Raw genomic sequence first — 16,269 nt, 5'->3', positions numbered from 1 at the left:
GAGGCTCGTGATGTCCCGCAACGCTCCTGCCCTGCCCGCCGCCGCGGCCGCGCCACCGTGCGCAGCGCACAAGTTCGGCGGTTCCAGCCTCGCCGACGCGAGCTGTTTCCGCCGCGTCGCCGCGATCCTCGCGACGCAGGCAGATCCGCGCCAGCTCGTCGTCGTCTCGGCGATGCGCGGCACCACCGACGCGCTGATCGCGCTCGCCGACGCCGCCGTGCGCGGCGACGACGGCTGGAAGGGTGCGCATGCCGCACTGCGCGAACGCCACCTCGCGACCACGCTCGACCTGCTCGGCGCCGACGCCGGCGCGACGCTCGCCTGGCTCGAGCACGGCTTCGCCGAGCTCGCCAACCTGCTCGCCGCACTCGCCGTGCTCGGCACGCCGAGCCGCGAGGCGGCCGAAGCGATCCAGGGCCTCGGCGAAGTCTGGTCGGCGCGCATGCTCGCCGACCTGCTCGCGCACGACGGCCGCGCCTGCGCCTGCCTCGACGCGCGCGACGTGCTCGTCGTCGGCCACGGCGAGCTCGGCGCGATCGTCGACTGGGAGGCGAGCGGCGCACGCTACGCCGACTGGCGCACGCGCCACCCGCAACCCTGGCTGGTCGTGACCGGCTTCGTCGCGCGCACGCGCGAAGGCCGCGCGACCGTGCTCGGCCGCAACGGCAGCGACTACTCGGCCGCGATCTTCGCCGCGCTCGCGGGCGCGAGCGAACTCACGCTCTGGGGCGACACCGACGGCGTGCTGTCGGCCGACCCGCGCCTCGTGCCCGACGCGATCCCGCTCGCTGCGCTCAGCTACGACGAAGCCTGCGAACTCGCCTACTTCGGCGCCAAGGTGATCCACCCGCAGACGCTCACGCCGGCGATCGCGCGCGGCCTGCCGGTGCGCATCCGCAACACGTTCCGCCCCGACCATGCCGGCACGTCGATCGGCACCGAGCCGGCGGGCGACGCGGCGCAGCCACCCGTGAAAGGGCTCAGCGCGGTGCGCGACCTCGCCGTGCTCACGCTCGAAGGCGCCGGCATGATCGGCGTGCCCGGTACCGCCGAGCGCGCGTTCGGCGCACTGCACGCGGCGAGTGTGTCGGTGGTGATGATCTCGCAGGGTTCGTCCGAGCATTCGATCTGTTGCGTCGTGCGCGAAGCGGACGCGGCGCGCGCGGAAGCCGCATTGCGCCGAGCGTTCGTCGCCGAACTCGCGCGCGGCGAGATCGCCAGCGTCGGCGTCGCCGCCGGCATCAGCGTGCTCGCCGCGGTCGGCGACGGCATGGCCGGCCAGCCCGGCGTCGCCGCGCGCCTGTTCGGCGCGCTCGCCCGTTGCGGCATCAACATCCGCGCGATCGCGCAAGGCGCGTCCGAGCGCAACATCTCGGTCGCGGTCGACGCGGCCGACACCGCGCGTGCGCTGCGCGCTGCGCACGCGGCGTTCTGGCTGTCGCCGCAGACGGTGTCGATCGGCGTGGTCGGGCCGGGCAAGGTCGGCGCCGCGCTGCTCGCGCAACTCGACGCCGCGCGTGCGCGCCTGCTGCGCGAACACCAGCTCGACCTGCGCGTGCGCGCGGTCGCGACGCGCGCTCTCCAGTGGCTCGGCGAAGCCGAAGGCGCCGCGGCGTGGAAGGATTCCGCCAGCGACGGCGGCGACCTCGACGCGTTCACCCGCCACGTGCAGGCCGAACACCTGCCGCACGCGCTCATCGTCGACTGCAGCGCGAGCGATGCGGTCGCCGCGCGCTACCCCGCCTGGCTCGGCGCCGGCATCCACGTGGTCACGCCGAACAAGCACGCGGGCGCCGGGCCGCGCGAGCGCTGGCAGGCGATCCGCACCGCGAGCGCGCGCGGCGCGCGCTTCCGCTACGAAGCGACCGTCGGCGCCGGCCTGCCGGTCATCTCGACCCTGCGCGACCTGCTCGACACCGGCGACGAACTGCTCGCCGCGGAAGGCATCTTCTCGGGTACGCTCGCGTGGCTGTTCAACCGCTACGACGGTTCGGTGGCGTTTTCCGCGCTCGTGCACGAAGCGCACGCGCTCGGCTACACCGAACCGGACCCGCGCGACGACCTGTCCGGCACCGACGTCGCGCGCAAGCTCGTGATCCTCGCGCGCGAGGCCGGCGTCGGCATCGACCTCGCCGACGTCGCGGTCGAAAGCCTGGTGCCGGAATCGCTGCGCGCCGCATCCGTGGAGGAATTCATGCACCGCCTGTCCGAGTTCGATGCCGCGATCGCCGCACGCCACGCCCGCGCGCGCGATGCCGGGCGCGTGCTGCGCTACGTCGCACGGCTGGACCGCGACGGCCGCGCGAGCGTCGGCCTCGCCGAACTCGCGGCCGACCACGCGTTCGCGCACCTGCGCCTGACCGACAACATCGTGCAGTTCACGACGCGCCGCTACCGCGACAACCCGCTCGTCGTGCAAGGACCCGGCGCGGGCCCCGAGGTCACCGCGGCCGGCGTGTTCGCCGACGTGCTGCGCGTCGCCGCGACGCTCGGAGCGCGCCTGTGACCAACCAGGTCATCGCCTTCGCGCCCGCGAGCGTCGGCAACGTCGGCGTCGGTTTCGACATCCTCGGCCATTCGATCGCCGGCCCCGGCGACCGCGTCATCGTGCGCCACATCCCCGAGCCGACCGTGCGCATCGCGGCGATCCGCGGCAGCACGCAACCGCTGCCGATGGAAGCGGCGAAGAACACCGCGGGCGCGGCGGTGATCGCGTTCCGCAACGCGCTGCGGATCCCCGCCGGCTTCGAGATCGAGATCGACAAGGGCATCCCGTTCGGTTCCGGCATGGGCGGCTCGGCCGCCTCGGCGGTCGCCGCGCTCGTCGCCGCGAACGCGTTGCTCGGCGACCCGCTCGACCGGCACGAACTCTATCCGTTCGCGCTGGACGGCGAAGCGCTCGCGAGCGGCGGCCGCCACGGCGACAACGTCGGGCCGATGCTGCTCGGCGGCCTCGTGCTGTCGACCGCGAACCGGCTCGTGCCGATCCCGGTGCCGCGCGGGCTGCACTGCGCGCTCGTGCATCCGGCCGCCGTGCTCGAGACGCGTGCTGCGCGCGCGGCACTCGCGGGGTCGTACGCGCTGTCCGACTTCGTCGCGCAGAGCGCGAACCTCGCTCTGGTGCTCGCCGGCTGCCACGAGCGCGACATGGAACTCATCCGTGCCGGCCTCGACGACGTGCTGGTCGAACCGCGCCGCGCGTCGCTGATCTTCGGCTTCGATCGCGTGAAGCAGGCGGCGCTGTCGGCCGGTGCGCTCGGCGCGAGCATCTCCGGCGCAGGCCCGAGCGTGTTCGCCTGGTGTGCCGACGAAGGCACCGCGCATTCGGTCGCGGGCTTCATGCGCGCCGCGTTCTCCGACGTCGGTTACGCGAGCGAGGCGTGGATCTCGCCGGTCGCCGGCCCGGCCGCGCGGGTGGTCGCGTGAGCAACGGCCCGATGACCTACGTGAGCACGCGCGGCCACGCGCCCGCGATCGGCCTCGGCGCCGCGCTCGTCGCCGGCCTCGCGCCCGACGGCGGCCTTTACGTACCCGCGTCGCTGCCGAGGTTCGACGTCGCCGACTTCGACGGCTGCGACAGCCTGCCCGCGATCGCCTCGCGCCTGCTGCGACCGTTCTTCGCCGGCGATGCACTCGCGGATGAACTCGACGCGATCTGCGCCGAAGCGCTCGACCTTCCCGCGCCGCTGCGCGCGATCGCGCAGGACACGGGGCTGCTCGAGCTGTTCCACGGCCCGACCGCGGCGTTCAAGGATTTCGCGGCGCGGTTCCTCGCGGCGTGCTTCGCACGATTGCGCCCGCGCGACGTCGATGCGGTACGCACCGTCCTCGTCGCCACCTCCGGCGACACCGGCGCCGCGGTCGCCGCCGCGTTCCATCGCCGACCGGGCTTCCGCGTCGTCATCCTCTACCCCGACGGTCGCGTGTCGCCGCGCCAGGCGCACCAGCTCGGCGCGTTCGGCGACAACGTGCGCGCGCTGCGCGTCGCGGGCTCGTTCGACGACTGCCAGGCGCTGGTCAAGCGCGCGCTCGCCGACGACGCGCTGAAGGCGCGCGTCGCGCTCACCTCGGCCAACAGCATCAGCCTCGGCCGCCTGCTGCCGCAGATGGCGTACTACGCCCTCACCGCGCTGCAACACCGGCGCGCAGGCGGCGCGCCACCGCTGTTCATCGTGCCGACCGGCAACCTCGGCAACGCGTTCGCGGCGATCCTCGCGCGTGCCTGCGGCCTGCCGATCGGTGCCGTCGTGCTCGCGACCAACGCGAACCGCACCCTGCCCGACTTCTTCGCCGGCGCCGACTACGCGCCGCGCGCGAGCGTCGCCACGCTCGCCAACGCGATGGACGTCGGCGCACCGAGCAACTTCGAACGCCTGCGCTGGCTGTGTCCGGATGACGCCGACCTGCGCCGTGCCGTGACCGCCGAAGCGGTCGACGACGCGACGATCCGCACGACCCTGCGCGCCTATGCCGAGCGCGGTCTCGTCGTCTGCCCGCACACCGCGACCGCGCTGCACGTGCTCGACCGCCGCCGCGCCGCGGGCGACCACGGCGACGCCGTCGTCGTCGCGACCGCGCACCCGGCCAAGTTCGACACGATCATCGAACCCCTGCTCGGCCACCCGGTCGACACGCCGCCCGCGCTCGCCGCGCTGCTCGCGCGCCCGGCCGAGGCCGAACCGATCCGCGCCGACTACGCCGACCTCTGCGCCGCCCTACTGGCCCATCCGGAACCCGCGCCCGCCGCCTGACCCGCACGCAGGGGTTGGCGATCGGCGAAACGCGGGTTATCATGCGCGCCCTTTCGCGGTCCCCAGCCGCGGATTGCACGTGGGGCGGTAGCTCAGCTGGGAGAGCGTCGCGTTCGCAATGCGAAGGTCGGGAGTTCGATCCTCCTCCGCTCCACCACTCATTCAGTGTCGACGAACCCTCGAAGGTGATCCTTCGGGGGTTTTTCGTTTTCGGGGCTCGGAGGACGGCGCAACGAGGCGAGCGACATGCCTGCTCTCGTCATTCCCGCGAACGCGGGCATCCATTGGCCGTGCGTCGGACGCCGTCGCCATCGAGCATCTTCATCGTCAGGCTTCCGCACCAAGATGCAACGCAATGGCGGGAACCTGCGCGACCAGCTGCAGGCGACGCGCAATCGCCCATTCGAGGGCGCCTTCCTGCGCGAGTACGTCTTCGCGCGACAGCCAGCGCCCGCCGCACGCGTCCTCGTCCGTGAACGGCGACCCGGACGGGTCCGCTATGGACGTCAGGATGTTGCCGTCGTCGAGCCAGGCATGGACGGTGAGCCAGCAGTTGCGGGAGTCATCGTCGAACCACGGTCCCGTGCCGAGCAGCACCCACAGATGCGGCTGCTTGGCCTCGCCATGCATCAAGGCTGCCTCGAACACCGTCTCCGACGCCCCGTAGCGGAGAAGCCCGACATGCGAGGGATAGGGCTGCGCGCAACCGCAGTCGCAGGTCCGTTGTTCGATGCGTACGACTTCGGTCGAAGGGGTCGCGCTCATCGCTACCTTATGCATGATCATGGCCGCGCAATCAACGCGGCTCGGGGTTTTTCGCTTCTTCACGCGGCGAAAGGACAGCGCCTCGACGGCTTGCGGAACGCCGCAAGAGCCACGGCTCAATCACCTGGAGTGCGATCAGGTAAGGCACGAAGCCAAGCAGCCACATCGCCACGACATAGAGCTGCGCCTTGTGGCCGAAGATCGCGGCACAAGGAGCCGCAATCCAGATCACCCAGCTCAGGATGATGCCGAGCCGACGAACGGTGTTGGAACGGGGCATTTCGAGCACGGACAACTGGACCTTCAACGGAAGAATGCGGGAAGGATCGACCACGCAGATCGTAGCTAGTTCTCCCAGACGCGCGATCAACGCTGGCCCATCACTTTTTCGGACCGAAATTCAACGGAAGTCCCATTTCCGCATGGTCTTGCATACGGCGCCCGCGAGCACCGCTGGCGAAAACCGACCCCGCTCGCATCGCCCGGTGCACCAAGTCGTCGCTTACTCGTTGCGCGCGAGCCGACGTCGGCAAACTCAAACTGCCGTGGAGTCGCTACGCAGGCGCCGGATTGCTCGGTCATGGCGGACGTATCCCCAGGCCTCGAGGCCGGTGAAAAGCAAAGGGAAAGTGACGACGAGTGCAGTGAGCCGCCAAGAATGAGGGTCACGCCAAAGAATGAAGGACGCGACCGTCAGCGCGAAAAGAGAGAGGAGGAACGAGGGCCCAATGCGGACTTTGCATTGGCGCCTGTATTTCTCGTGCTCGGCAATGCGCGCTTCGATTGATCGGATCCTTGCCTTGCGTCCCATCAGCCTGCCCAGTTCTCGTAGAACCATTCGACGAACGCATCCGCCACTCTGGGCGTGAGTTCCTGGGCAGCCTCGGCCACCGCAGGATAGCCCTTGGCCGCAGCGATCGCGGCGAGCGCGCACGCAAGGAACTCCTCGCTCCACTCGCGCGACGATGCAGCCGCGACGAGGCCGGGCAGTTTCGCGAGCGCTTCGACGTAGGCCGCCCGAAGGTCGGCAGGTATCTCGACGTTCTTGCGGAAGCGGCAGACGTCCACCCACGCCGGGAAATGAAAGTAGCTGCTGTCCGCACGCTCGGGCGCGGTGGCGAGCGCCGCGACTACATGGGGGACCGCCGCGAACGACGCCGGGTAAACGTCCCCTTGATGCGCCAGTGCACTCCACAACGTATACCAGGGCTCGTCCCTTTCCCGCGTGGCCGGCAATGAGTCCAGCTGTCGAAGCAACGCGGGAATGTCCGAGGCGGGCCCATACGCATGCGCAAGCTCGGACCAGCGCGGGCTATCGAGTTCCAGCATTCATGATACCCGGCATGTCGGCCACGACGACGTACTTTACCCTGCGACTTCCGCCGAATCGCCTATCCACACCGCTCACCCGATGTCCGGGAGGCGACTGTTCGCTGCATCGCGAGCCGTACCTTTCACATACGCTGGCGGCTGGCCGACCTCGAATCGCACGTCGACCTTCGATCCGTCGTCGAACATGATCGTGACGACGGTTTCGACGTGGTCGGTGAACGCCCGCGATACCACGTCAGTCTCCATCAGGTATGGCATCACCTCGCCGACCGTCCCCGGGATGGACGCAAGCCCTTCCTGCTCGACGCGATCGTGCAGCTGCGCGCGATAGTTCGCGTCCGCGAGATAGTCGCGCGCCGAGGGATTCGGCTGCGTGCGGATCGACCAGCGGTTCGCGTGGATCTCCGCGACAGCCTTGTACGTTCCGCCTGTCGCGTTCGAGAACCGCAGCAGCGCCGCGGCGACGTCCTGCATGACTTGCGGTACCGCGCCTTCGACGCCCGTGCATGGCGTCGTGGCGGCGTTCAGCTCGACACCGCTCTTGCCGTGGTCGTTGTCGGTTGCGATCGACGCATCGCCCGCGCTGTCGATGCCGCACGTCACGCGATACTCGCGAATACTGCCGTCGGTCGGGTTCCAGACGAGTCGCGCACCTTGCCCTTTGTCGACGGCGGCTTGGAGCATCTGCCCGTCCGAGCAGCCCGGACACGGCATGCAAATCGCGGCAGAGGCTTGGCTTGCTGCGCAGAGCAGACCAACGATGGCGGCGATGGGGCGAATGAAGCTTTGGCGCATATACCCTCCCTGGATCGGCGCGGCCATCTCCAAGCTCCGCAATTCAAACGGAAAATTACTCCGTCCCCTTTGATTCCGCGGTTGTAGTTGAAGCGCGCCGGCATAGGCGTGCCTCGGGGGCGGCTGTACATTCGGCCCGTCAACATCTCGGCTGCCAGCGCGAGAACAGCTTGGAAATCCTTGCGAGCAAAATGTAGGCGGTCGTATCGCAGTTGTTCGTCTGTCTTGGCCGGCATGCCTTGCCTCTCCCTATGGAGCTCGGATGAATTCCTTCACCACCTCGTTGGCCGCGCTTTGCTCGTTTGAGGCGAACTTCTTGAGCGACGGGCCGGCTGCGTGCACAAATCCCATCGAAGCTTGCGAGAACATGAAGAGCAATTCCGAAAGCTCGTGCGCTTCAAAGTACAGGCTAGCACCGAGGTCAAACCGCTTAGTCCTCTGAACTACTTCGACAAGAAGAGTCGGACCGCCCTCAACAACCATTCCGGGCACAACCAATTCGCGACGCCCATCAGGCCATTCAACCTTAGGGTCAAAGCCGAGCCACCTAGCGGTCAAATGTGGACAATCTGAATTGTCGCAGTCCCACTTCTGGACTATGCCGCTGCGGTGGGTCAGACAGTTTCGCACCTTGTTCAATGACGCGAACTCCTCCGCATACTGAACGTCGATCCCAAGATGCTTGCGAAGCCGCACGATCTTCAGATCGAGCCCGCCCTTCTCGAACTTCTCTCTCATAGGCTCGACATCTTCGAACGGAATTTCATTGAGGCGCGAACGTCCAAACGTCCCGAAATAGTAGACGGGCTCGAGAATGCGCTCGAATGATTCCACTAAATCTCTCAGGGCGCACGCGAGAACCCATACGGCCAAGCCATGCCGCGCCAATTTTATTTCCTCAGGCGACTGAGTGGGCGGAAGGTGTGATAGCTCGACTCCCACAGGTGATGCGCCAAGCTGATATCGAACCACCAATTCATTGTCGCGAATGTTGTGCACAAGACCGATCATCATCGCGACGCGACGCACGCGTTCCTGAAATAGGGCGTTGAGAACGTCGAGATCGAGATTGTAGGTCGCCATGTCATCGCCTCCGCCTCCGGACGACCCTAAGCGTACGCCGTCCGTGCCGACTCCCAGTCTCAACCTATGCGACCCACCCCTGCTCCAATACCCCTCGTGCCACCCGGCACACGCCCGCCCGCCATAGGGGCGTCCGGGCGCCGTCCCACTCCACGAGGAGAAGTATCCATGTCCCAAGCTACCCTTTCGCTCTCTTTCACCGATGCCCAGGCCACCGCGATCGATGCGGCGCTGACCGAGCTGGAGGCGCAGTTCGCGGCGCTGGTCGCGATGCCGGCGGGCGAGCGTCGCCGGCTCATGAAGATGGGCGACAAGTCCGAGGCGTTCTGCCGGCAGACGCTGTCGCTGCTCGACCAGAACCGGCAGCTGGTGCCGCAGAGCATGGGGTTGACGGACGTGCAGCAGAGCCTGGATGCGCTGGACTGGATGCGGCCGCGCATGCAGCGGCTGATCCGCCTCGGCGAGCGCCTGTCGAATACCGACACGGTGGTCGGCGCGACGATCATGCAGGCGTCGCTTCAGGGCTATGCGCTGCTCAAGGTCACCGGGCGCCACCAGGGCCTGGAGGGCTTGCGCGAGACGCTCGGTGCGCGGTTCTCGCGCCGGCCCAAGGTGCCGGAGGCGAAGGCGGCCTGACCGCCCGCTCCTCCCCTCTCGCAGGAGGACGACGAAGCCGCAGCGATGCGGCTTTTTTGTTGCCTGCTTTCCGGGTGCGGGTGATGCATGGCATCGCCGCGTTCGATCTCCGCTCCGTGCAACCGGGTCACTGCCCCGCGCGCGTGGATCGCCTCGTTGCGAACGCCGATCGGCAGTGCCCGGGCGTGGCGCCTGCGCAAAATGGCGCGATCGCCGAGTGACCCTGCCTCGACCGTGAATGCGCCGGACTCGCACGCGAGTCGCGGCGATTGGCGCGCGAGTGCGGCTGCGTACCGTGCCCATCGCATTCGCTGGCGAGCGAGCGGCCGCGCGTGAGGTTGCAACCGCGCGCACGAAACCGCGAGTCGTGACCGCTCGCACGCGATACGACCGGGCTCGCGCATCACCCGTCGGTACTCGCATGCGAGTCATGATGATTCGCGCGCGAGGACGGTTCGCTCACGCGTGATGCGGGCTGCGTCGCGCGTCGGCTCGACGTGGTGACGACGCCCATGGATTCCCGCTTTCGCGGGAATGACGGCACGAGGATCGTAGGGTGCGCCCTGGCGCGCCGCATCCGGTGACGACGAGGCGCCGGTACGCCGGGGCGCACCCAACGTGCCGTTGTCCCTTCTCCCGCTTGCGGGAGAAAGGACCGGAGGCGGATGAGGGCAATCGATGCGAGGGCTCGCGTGCCTTCCCCTCACCCGCGCCTGCGGCGCGACCTCTCCCGCAAGCGGGCGAGGTGATGTTCGAGCAGGCGTGCCTCGCACATCGTTCCCACGCCACGGGGCGTGGTGCGCCAGGGCGCACCCTACGTGCGTCGACCTCCGAACGGGTGCGGGCCACCGTGACGCCTCCGTTGCCGACCGCAAATCGGGTAGATTCCGGCTTCCAAGTCGTCCGTGGGCTCTGTCTGCGCCTCGTGACGACAAGCCGGTTTCGCACCGACGGAAAGGATGGTGGATGTGAGGGATCACGGACGCATGCGATGGCTCGTACTGGCACTGGCAGTGATCGCAGGCGCCGCGCTGCTGTACCGGCACGTTGCCACGTCCTCCGGCACCGCCGACGCACCGACGCGCGCAGGCAAGGCGGGCGCATCGGCCTCCGCCGGCTCGCCGCGAACCTCGACGGCCCCGCCCTCGACCAAGGCCGCGGACGACCTCGACGATCGCCCCTTCGTCGACGTGCGCGCGGAACTCGAACGGCGGGCCGAGCGCGGCGACGCGCACGCCGCCGCGCGGCTCGGCCGCGCGTTCGCCCAATGCAACGGCTACGTGCCGGTGGACGACGCGCAGCTCGAATCGTGGGTGGTCGAAGCGACCGCACGAGGCGTGACGCTCAACGTGGACGGCCATCCGCTCGGCCCGGACGCCCTGCTCGCGCGCCTGAAGGCGAACCAGGCGCAGAGGGCGCGCGATTGCGCCAACGCGGGCGGCATCGACGAACAGGATCCGCGGCCGCTCGCGTTCCACTGGACCGAGCGCGCCGCCGCGCTCGGTGACGCCGATGCGCAGGCCCTGTACGGAAACCTCGCGTTCGCGACCTACAACGCGCGCTCGGCGATCGTCGATGCGGAGCAACTGCGCGAGCGCAAGCGGCTCGCACGCGACTACCTCGAGCGAGCGCTCGCCGGCGGCGATGCGCTCGCGTTGCAGCAGATGTACCTGCACTACGCCCACGGCACGCTCTATCCCGAGGACGCGGAAGCCGCCTATCGCTATCTGTACGCGTACTCGCTGACGCCACGCTCGGCTGAAATGGCGCCCGCGGCGCTGACCGGCCTGCTCGATGAAGCGGCCGCCGCGCTCGACGACGGCGCGCGCGAGCGCGCGCGCCGTGCGGCACGCGATCTCGCCGCCTGTTGCATGTCGCCGGGGTCGCCATGACGAGGATTCGCCGCTATGCCATCGCGGTCGGCAGCGTCGCGCTCGCCGCCGGCGTGTTGTTCGCGCTCATGCGCGATCGCCCTGCGACCGTCGCCGCGCCTTCGCCGCTCGCCGCGCCGTCCGCCACGCCTGCACCGGTCACGCCCGCACCCGTCGCGCCGACACCTGCACGGAGCGCAACGCCGGCGGCCGCTGCCACGCCGCGGCGTTCGGCACCGCCCGCGGTCCGCGCGCACCAATGGCCCGACGACCGCACGCCGTTCGGCGATGCGGTGAAGCAGGTGCAGGCATGGGCGGACGCCGGCGACACGAGGGCGGCCATCGAACTGACGTCGCAGCTGAGTACCTGCACGCCGTACGGGCTGCGCGCGACCGAGGCTTCGGACGAGAGCGATCGTCAGTACATCATGAACGACCTCACGGACGACCAATTGACCAAAGCCCAGCGCGAGACACGCCGCGCCAACACCATGCAGCGGATCAACGAGAACGCGAAACGACGCGCCGACTGCGCGGCCTTGCCGCGCGACCTCGTCGCGCACTGGCTCGACCCGCTCGATCGCGCCGCGCAATCGGGCGACACCTACGCGATGCGCGAATACGCGCGCCTCGCGATGGCCGAGTACGATGGCGTCGCGGCCGTCGTCGCCGACGTCGACGAAGCGATCACGCGCCGCGACAAGGCGCGCGCGTACCTCGACGAAGCGGTACGCCTCGGCGACACGTCGGCACTCGTCGCCCTCGCCGGCGCCTACGCCGAATCGGCGACGATCAACCTGTACGCCGTCGATGCGGCGCGCGCGCACGCCTACGCATACGCCGCCCTGCAGGCTGCGGAGCTGACCGCGATGGAGCGCGACCGGATGACCTGGCTGCTCAACCGCAGCGCACGCGCGCTCGACGCATCGGCGCTCGCGCAGGCCGAAGCGGAAGGCCGCCGCCTGTATGCGCGGTGCTGCTCCGGGCGTTGAACCCGCAGAGGCCTGTCCTCCCTCGACTGATTGCGTGGACGAGGCCCGTTCAGGACACCCTGTCCACGATAGTCCCCACGCTCCCAGCAGGACCCGCATGTTCCGCACCCTCAAAGCACGCTGGCATGCGTTCCTCGCCGTGCCGCGCGGCCAGCGTTTCCAGGCGCATCACCAGCGCGCGCATCGCGGCGACACGCCGGGCTGGGTGCGCGTCGCGGTGATCGTGGCGGCGCTCGTGCTGATCGTGCTCGGGCTCGCGATGATCGTGCTGCCCGGACCGGGTTTGCTCGTCATGCTCGCCGGCGCGGTGCTGCTCGCGGAAGAGTCCGTGCTCGTCGCGCGCTTCATGGACCGGCTCGATCTCGTCGCGATGCGCGTGGTGGCAGGGTGGCGTGCGCGGCGACGGGAGAAGCATCGCGACTGAAGTCGCTCCCGCGACGGCATGCGCACGACGCGCGCATCGAGGAACGCGGCGGGACTCGCCGCCGTGCAGTTGCCTCCCGCCTTACGGGTCGCGTCCCATCCTGCGTCCGGCGTCGCCGCGGCGACGAGTCGCGCCGCATCGCGTCATGCGCGCGCGTCGTGTTCGAGGTCGTGCGCGGCCATCGCCCGATCGCGCCCTTCGCGCTTCGCCGCGTACATCGCCGCGTCCGCCTGCGCGAGCGCATCGTCGATCGACAGCGTCGGCGAGGCTTCGCACACGCCCGCGCTCACGGTGAAGCGGATCGCGCGGCCGTCGGCGGCGGGCACGGTGGTATTGCGGCAGTGCGCGAGGATCGCCTCGGCGCGTGCGAACGCGTGTTCGCGTCGCGCGCCGGGCATCGCGACGCAGAACTCCTCGCCGCCCATGCGCGCGACGAGGTCCGACGGCGAGGCGAGTTCGCGCAGGCGGTCGGCGACGGCCTGCAGCACGCGATCGCCGGCGGCGTGGCCATGCTGGTCGTTGATGCGCTTGAAGTGGTCGATGTCGAGCACAACGACGCTGCCGATGCGCTCCGCATCGGCGCGGCCGGTGTCGCCGTGCGCGATCGCGCGGAAGAAGCCGCGGCGGTTGAGCAGGCCGGTGAGCCAGTCGACCATCGCGAGGTCCTCGTTGCGCGCGGCGAGCAGGGCGAACTGCAGCGCGAGGCAGGTGACCGCGAGCGAGAGCATGAACAGCAGCGATGCCACGCTGAAGATCGCGAGGTGGTAACCGATGTCCAGGCGTGACGACGTCGGCAGCACGTTCGCGACGACCGCGTACGCCCAGACGAGCACGGCCGCGTAGACGAGCGCGAGCACGCGCAGGCGGCGGTAGATGTGTTCGATCTCGTGCCGCGGCGGCCGGCGCAGGCTCGCCTGCAACGCGAGCAGGAACACGAGCTGGCCGAACGCGGTGGTGAGCACGCGCAGGCGCGCGTTCGGCCACGCGCCTTCGAACGCGAGCAGCGCCACGAGCGGGATCACGACCACCAGCGCGGCGAGCCACGGCTGCGCGCGCTGGCGCCCGAACGCCCAGAAGCCGAGCAGCAGGCAGGCGCTGCCCGCGCCGAGCGCGAGGTGGTTGCCGACGACGCAGACGGTGTCCCAGATACCGTGCGCGGTGATGGAGAACAGGAACAGCGAGATGCCGTTGAGCAGGAAGCCCGCCGCCCACAAGCGCGCACCGGCGCCCTGCTCGTGCCGTCGACCGACGTACACGAGCAGGCCCGCGAGCATGATCTGCATCAGGCCGCGGCTGAAGGCGAGCGTGGGAATGTCGAGCGGAAAGAGGGAGGAATCAGGCATGCAACCGCGACGCTGGGCACCGGAAGCCGGGGATTCCGTCGTCGCCACTATGCCAGCTCGGTGGTGGCACCGGAACCCTGCGAGACCGTCGCGGGCCTTCCCTCACCCGCGCCTGCGGCGCGCTCTCCCGCAAGCGGGAGAGGTGTAATGCACACGCGAGTGGATGGGATGCCGTTTCCTTCTCCCGCTCGCGGGAGAAGGTGCCGGAGGCGGATGAGGGGAACGATGCGAAGCGGTCGCGGGCCTTCCTTGCCCGCGCCTGCGGCGCGACCTCTCCCGCAAGCGGGCAAGGCGTAATGCGCACGCGAGTGGATGGGATGCCTTTCGCTTCTCCCGCTCGCGGGAGAAGGTGCCGGAGGCGGATGAGGGGAAACGCGCGAAATCATCGCGCAGCTTCCTCGCCCCCACCCATGGTGCGACCACGCTCCCCGCGCGAGAGTCCGGTCGTCCACGGGTTCGTTCACCGCGCCGCGGGCGTCTCCGCGGCATACACGCGCTTGCCGCCGACCCAGGTCTGCAGCACGCGCGTCTTCCAGATCTCGGACGGCGCGACGGTGAAGTAGTCGCGGTCGACGAGGATGAAGTCGGCGCGCTTGCCCGGTTCGAGCGTGCCGAGCGATTCGCTCGCGTGGCCGGCCCAGGCGGCGTCGAGCGTGAACGCGCGCAGCGCCTCGATGCGCGTCATCGCCTGCTCCGCGTGCCAGCCGTGCGGCGGATGGCCGTCGTGGTCCTGGCGCGTGACCGCCGAATACAGGCCGAAGAACGGGTTCGCCGATTCGACCGGGAAATCCGAGCCGCCGGCGATGCGCGTGCCCTGCTCTAGGAACGTGCGCCACGCGTACGCGCCGCGCAGGCGTTCGCGACCGACGCGGTCCTCGGCCATGTTCATGTCCGACGTCGCGTGCGTCGGCTGCATCGAGGCGACGAGGTCGAGCGCCTTGAAGCGCGGGATGTCGGCCGGTGCGACGACCTGCGCGTGCTCGATGCGGTTGCGCAGCGCGCGGGCGTCGGGGCGCTTCGCGTACACGCTCGCGAACGCGTCGAGCACTTCGCGGTTGGCGCGATCGCCGATCGCGTGGATGCACACCTGGTAGCCCTTGCCGACCGCCTTGTCGATCATCGCGGTCATTTCGGCCGGCGCGTGGAACAGCAGGCCGGTGTTCGCGCGATCGTCCGAGTACGGCGCCAGCAGGGCCGCGCCGCGGCTGCCGAGCGCGCCGTCGGCATAGAGCTTGACCGCGCGCACGTCGAGGAAGCCGTCGCCGTAGCCGGTGAGCGGACCGTTCGCGGCGATCGTGTCGAAGTCGTCGCCGACGTCGCCGATCATCGCGTAGATGCGCGCGGTCAACTTGTGCTCGTCGGCGTAGCGGCGGTACAGCGCGTAGGTGTCCGCATCGATGCCGGGATCGTGCACGCCGGTGAGGCCGACGCGGGCCATCTCGGCGAGCGCGGCGTCGAGCATGCGCGCGGCCTCCGCTTCGGTCGGCGCGGGCACGTGCCGCTCGACGAGCGCCATCGCCGCGTCGACGAACACGCCGCTCGGGTCGCCTTGCGCGTCGCGCTCGATGCGTCCGCCCGGTGGGTCGGGCGTGTCGCGGGTGACGCCGGCGATGCGCAGCGCGGCGGCGTTCGCCCACGCCGCGTGGCCGTCGACGCGGTGCATCCAGGCCGGGCGGTCGGCGACCGCGCGGTCGAGTTCCGCTGCGGTCGGGAAACGGCCGAGTTTCCACACGACCTGGTTCCAGCCACGGCCGATGACCCAGACGTCGTCCGGGTGCTTCGCGGCGAACGCGCGCACGCGCGCGAGCGCGTCGTCGAGGGAGGACGTGCCGACCAGGTCCGCGCGCACCTTCATCTCGCCCAGGCCCATGACGTGGCCATGGGCGTCGATCAGGCCGGGCAGCAGCGCGTGGCCGCCGCCGTCGACGACCTCGGCCTTGCCCGCCTTGCGCACGAGCTCGGCGTGCGAGCCGGTCGCGACGACCTTGCCGTCGGCGACCCGCATCGCCTCGAAGCGGCGCAGCTTGCCCGCGCCGTCGAGCGTGTAGCCGTCGACGTGGTCGACCAGCAGTTCGCCCGCCGCCGCGGTCGCCGAGCCGAGGGCCATCGCCAGCGCGAGGGGCAGCGAATAGTGAAAAATGCGCATCGAAGTCCCCGCGGCGACTGGAATTCCGCAACGATAGCGGGTCCGGCACCTGCGCGGGTACCGCGCCCCGGCGCGACCGTTGCTTGCGCCCGGCGCGACGTCGGCGGCATCCTATGCCCGGACGGCGCCGG

The 16,269-nt window shown here is 69.9% G+C and carries 14 protein-coding genes and 1 tRNA gene; 8 read left to right on the top strand and 7 right to left on the bottom strand.

The window, feature by feature from the left end:
* Positions 1–10: 10 nt before the first annotated feature.
* The 4 genes from thrA to FHW12_RS15675 all read left to right on the top strand — a co-directional run bounded on the left by thrA (position 11) and on the right by FHW12_RS15675 (position 4,908).
* Positions 11–2,506, top strand: a complete 2,496-nt coding sequence (gene thrA, locus FHW12_RS15690) for a bifunctional aspartate kinase/homoserine dehydrogenase I (protein WP_182531983.1) — start codon at positions 11–13, stop codon at positions 2,504–2,506.
* On the top strand, positions 2,503–3,426 hold the full coding sequence (locus tag FHW12_RS15685; protein ID WP_182531982.1) for a homoserine kinase: 924 nt from the start codon (positions 2,503–2,505) through the stop codon (positions 3,424–3,426). The genes thrA and FHW12_RS15685 overlap by 4 nt, the downstream gene beginning before the upstream one ends.
* 11 nt (positions 3,427–3,437) lie before the next feature.
* Entirely contained in the window at positions 3,438–4,751 is a 1,314-nt protein-coding gene (thrC, locus tag FHW12_RS15680; protein WP_182532144.1) for a threonine synthase, read from the top strand.
* Between the two features lie 81 nt (positions 4,752–4,832).
* A tRNA-Ala gene (locus tag FHW12_RS15675) sits at positions 4,833–4,908 on the top strand.
* Positions 4,909–5,078: 170 nt separating this feature from the next.
* Here FHW12_RS15675 and FHW12_RS15670 read toward each other — a convergent pair.
* The 5 genes from FHW12_RS15670 to FHW12_RS15650 all read right to left on the bottom strand — a co-directional run bounded on the left by FHW12_RS15670 (position 5,079) and on the right by FHW12_RS15650 (position 8,726).
* Complete coding sequence (locus FHW12_RS15670; protein ID WP_182531981.1) at positions 5,079–5,516, bottom strand: hypothetical protein; 438 nt, start codon at positions 5,514–5,516, stop codon at positions 5,079–5,081.
* A 31-nt stretch (positions 5,517–5,547) separates the two neighbouring features.
* On the bottom strand, positions 5,548–5,850 hold the full coding sequence (locus tag FHW12_RS15665; protein WP_182531980.1) for a hypothetical protein: 303 nt from the start codon (positions 5,848–5,850) through the stop codon (positions 5,548–5,550).
* A 476-nt stretch (positions 5,851–6,326) separates the two neighbouring features.
* The gene (locus FHW12_RS15660) at positions 6,327–6,845 is read right to left on the bottom strand and encodes a hypothetical protein (protein WP_182531979.1); all 519 of its coding nucleotides are present in this window, start codon (positions 6,843–6,845) and stop codon (positions 6,327–6,329) included.
* A 75-nt stretch (positions 6,846–6,920) separates the two neighbouring features.
* The gene (locus FHW12_RS15655; RefSeq protein WP_182531978.1) at positions 6,921–7,670 is read right to left on the bottom strand and encodes a hypothetical protein; all 750 of its coding nucleotides are present in this window, start codon (positions 7,668–7,670) and stop codon (positions 6,921–6,923) included.
* A gap of 222 nt (positions 7,671–7,892) precedes the next feature.
* Positions 7,893–8,726: a hypothetical protein gene (locus FHW12_RS15650; RefSeq protein ID WP_182531977.1), complete on the bottom strand. Its 834-nt coding sequence runs from the start codon at positions 8,724–8,726 to the stop codon at positions 7,893–7,895.
* Positions 8,727–8,894: 168 nt separating this feature from the next.
* Here FHW12_RS15650 and FHW12_RS15645 point away from each other — a divergent pair, with 168 nt between their 5' ends.
* From FHW12_RS15645 to FHW12_RS15630, 4 genes are all read left to right on the top strand, one after another.
* The gene (locus FHW12_RS15645) at positions 8,895–9,362 is read left to right on the top strand and encodes a hypothetical protein (RefSeq protein WP_182531976.1); all 468 of its coding nucleotides are present in this window, start codon (positions 8,895–8,897) and stop codon (positions 9,360–9,362) included.
* Positions 9,363–10,348: 986 nt separating this feature from the next.
* The gene (locus FHW12_RS15640) at positions 10,349–11,254 is read left to right on the top strand and encodes a hypothetical protein (RefSeq protein WP_182531975.1); all 906 of its coding nucleotides are present in this window, start codon (positions 10,349–10,351) and stop codon (positions 11,252–11,254) included.
* The gene (locus tag FHW12_RS15635) at positions 11,251–12,225 is read left to right on the top strand and encodes a hypothetical protein (protein ID WP_182531974.1); all 975 of its coding nucleotides are present in this window, start codon (positions 11,251–11,253) and stop codon (positions 12,223–12,225) included. The genes FHW12_RS15640 and FHW12_RS15635 overlap by 4 nt, the downstream gene beginning before the upstream one ends.
* A gap of 97 nt (positions 12,226–12,322) precedes the next feature.
* The gene (locus tag FHW12_RS15630; protein ID WP_182531973.1) at positions 12,323–12,649 is read left to right on the top strand and encodes a PGPGW domain-containing protein; all 327 of its coding nucleotides are present in this window, start codon (positions 12,323–12,325) and stop codon (positions 12,647–12,649) included.
* A gap of 143 nt (positions 12,650–12,792) precedes the next feature.
* Here FHW12_RS15630 and FHW12_RS15625 read toward each other — a convergent pair whose 3' ends face one another.
* Both FHW12_RS15625 and FHW12_RS15620 read right to left on the bottom strand, forming a co-directional pair.
* Positions 12,793–13,992, bottom strand: coding sequence for a GGDEF domain-containing protein (locus tag FHW12_RS15625; protein ID WP_182531972.1), 1,200 nt, complete (start codon positions 13,990–13,992; stop codon positions 12,793–12,795).
* A gap of 460 nt (positions 13,993–14,452) precedes the next feature.
* Entirely contained in the window at positions 14,453–16,138 is a 1,686-nt protein-coding gene (locus tag FHW12_RS15620; protein WP_182531971.1) for an amidohydrolase, read from the bottom strand.
* Positions 16,139–16,269: the final 131 nt, after the last annotated feature.

The sequence above is a fragment of the Dokdonella fugitiva genome (genome assembly GCF_014138265.1).
In the GTDB taxonomy this organism is placed as follows: Bacteria; Pseudomonadota; Gammaproteobacteria; order Xanthomonadales; family Rhodanobacteraceae; genus Dokdonella_A; species Dokdonella_A fugitiva_A.
Note: the sequence above shows the minus strand (reverse complement) of the source record. Positions and strands in the feature narration are given on the sequence as shown.

Coding starts and splice junctions, on each gene's coding strand:
- FHW12_RS15670 (WP_182531981.1), bottom strand. CDS start 5,516: ATGAGCGCGACCCCTTCGACCGAAGTCGTACGCATCGAACAACGGACC.
- thrC (WP_182532144.1), top strand. CDS start 3,438: ATGACCTACGTGAGCACGCGCGGCCACGCGCCCGCGATCGGCCTCGGC.
- FHW12_RS15655 (WP_182531978.1), bottom strand. CDS start 7,670: ATGGCCGCGCCGATCCAGGGAGGGTATATGCGCCAAAGCTTCATTCGC.
- FHW12_RS15660 (WP_182531979.1), bottom strand. CDS start 6,845: ATGCTGGAACTCGATAGCCCGCGCTGGTCCGAGCTTGCGCATGCGTAT.
- FHW12_RS15630 (WP_182531973.1), top strand. CDS start 12,323: ATGTTCCGCACCCTCAAAGCACGCTGGCATGCGTTCCTCGCCGTGCCG.
- FHW12_RS15625 (WP_182531972.1), bottom strand. CDS start 13,992: ATGCCTGATTCCTCCCTCTTTCCGCTCGACATTCCCACGCTCGCCTTC.
- FHW12_RS15645 (WP_182531976.1), top strand. CDS start 8,895: ATGTCCCAAGCTACCCTTTCGCTCTCTTTCACCGATGCCCAGGCCACC.
- FHW12_RS15640 (WP_182531975.1), top strand. CDS start 10,349: ATGCGATGGCTCGTACTGGCACTGGCAGTGATCGCAGGCGCCGCGCTG.
- FHW12_RS15650 (WP_182531977.1), bottom strand. CDS start 8,726: ATGGCGACCTACAATCTCGATCTCGACGTTCTCAACGCCCTATTTCAG.
- FHW12_RS15620 (WP_182531971.1), bottom strand. CDS start 16,138: ATGCGCATTTTTCACTATTCGCTGCCCCTCGCGCTGGCGATGGCCCTC.
- FHW12_RS15635 (WP_182531974.1), top strand. CDS start 11,251: ATGACGAGGATTCGCCGCTATGCCATCGCGGTCGGCAGCGTCGCGCTC.
- thrA (WP_182531983.1), top strand. CDS start 11: ATGTCCCGCAACGCTCCTGCCCTGCCCGCCGCCGCGGCCGCGCCACCG.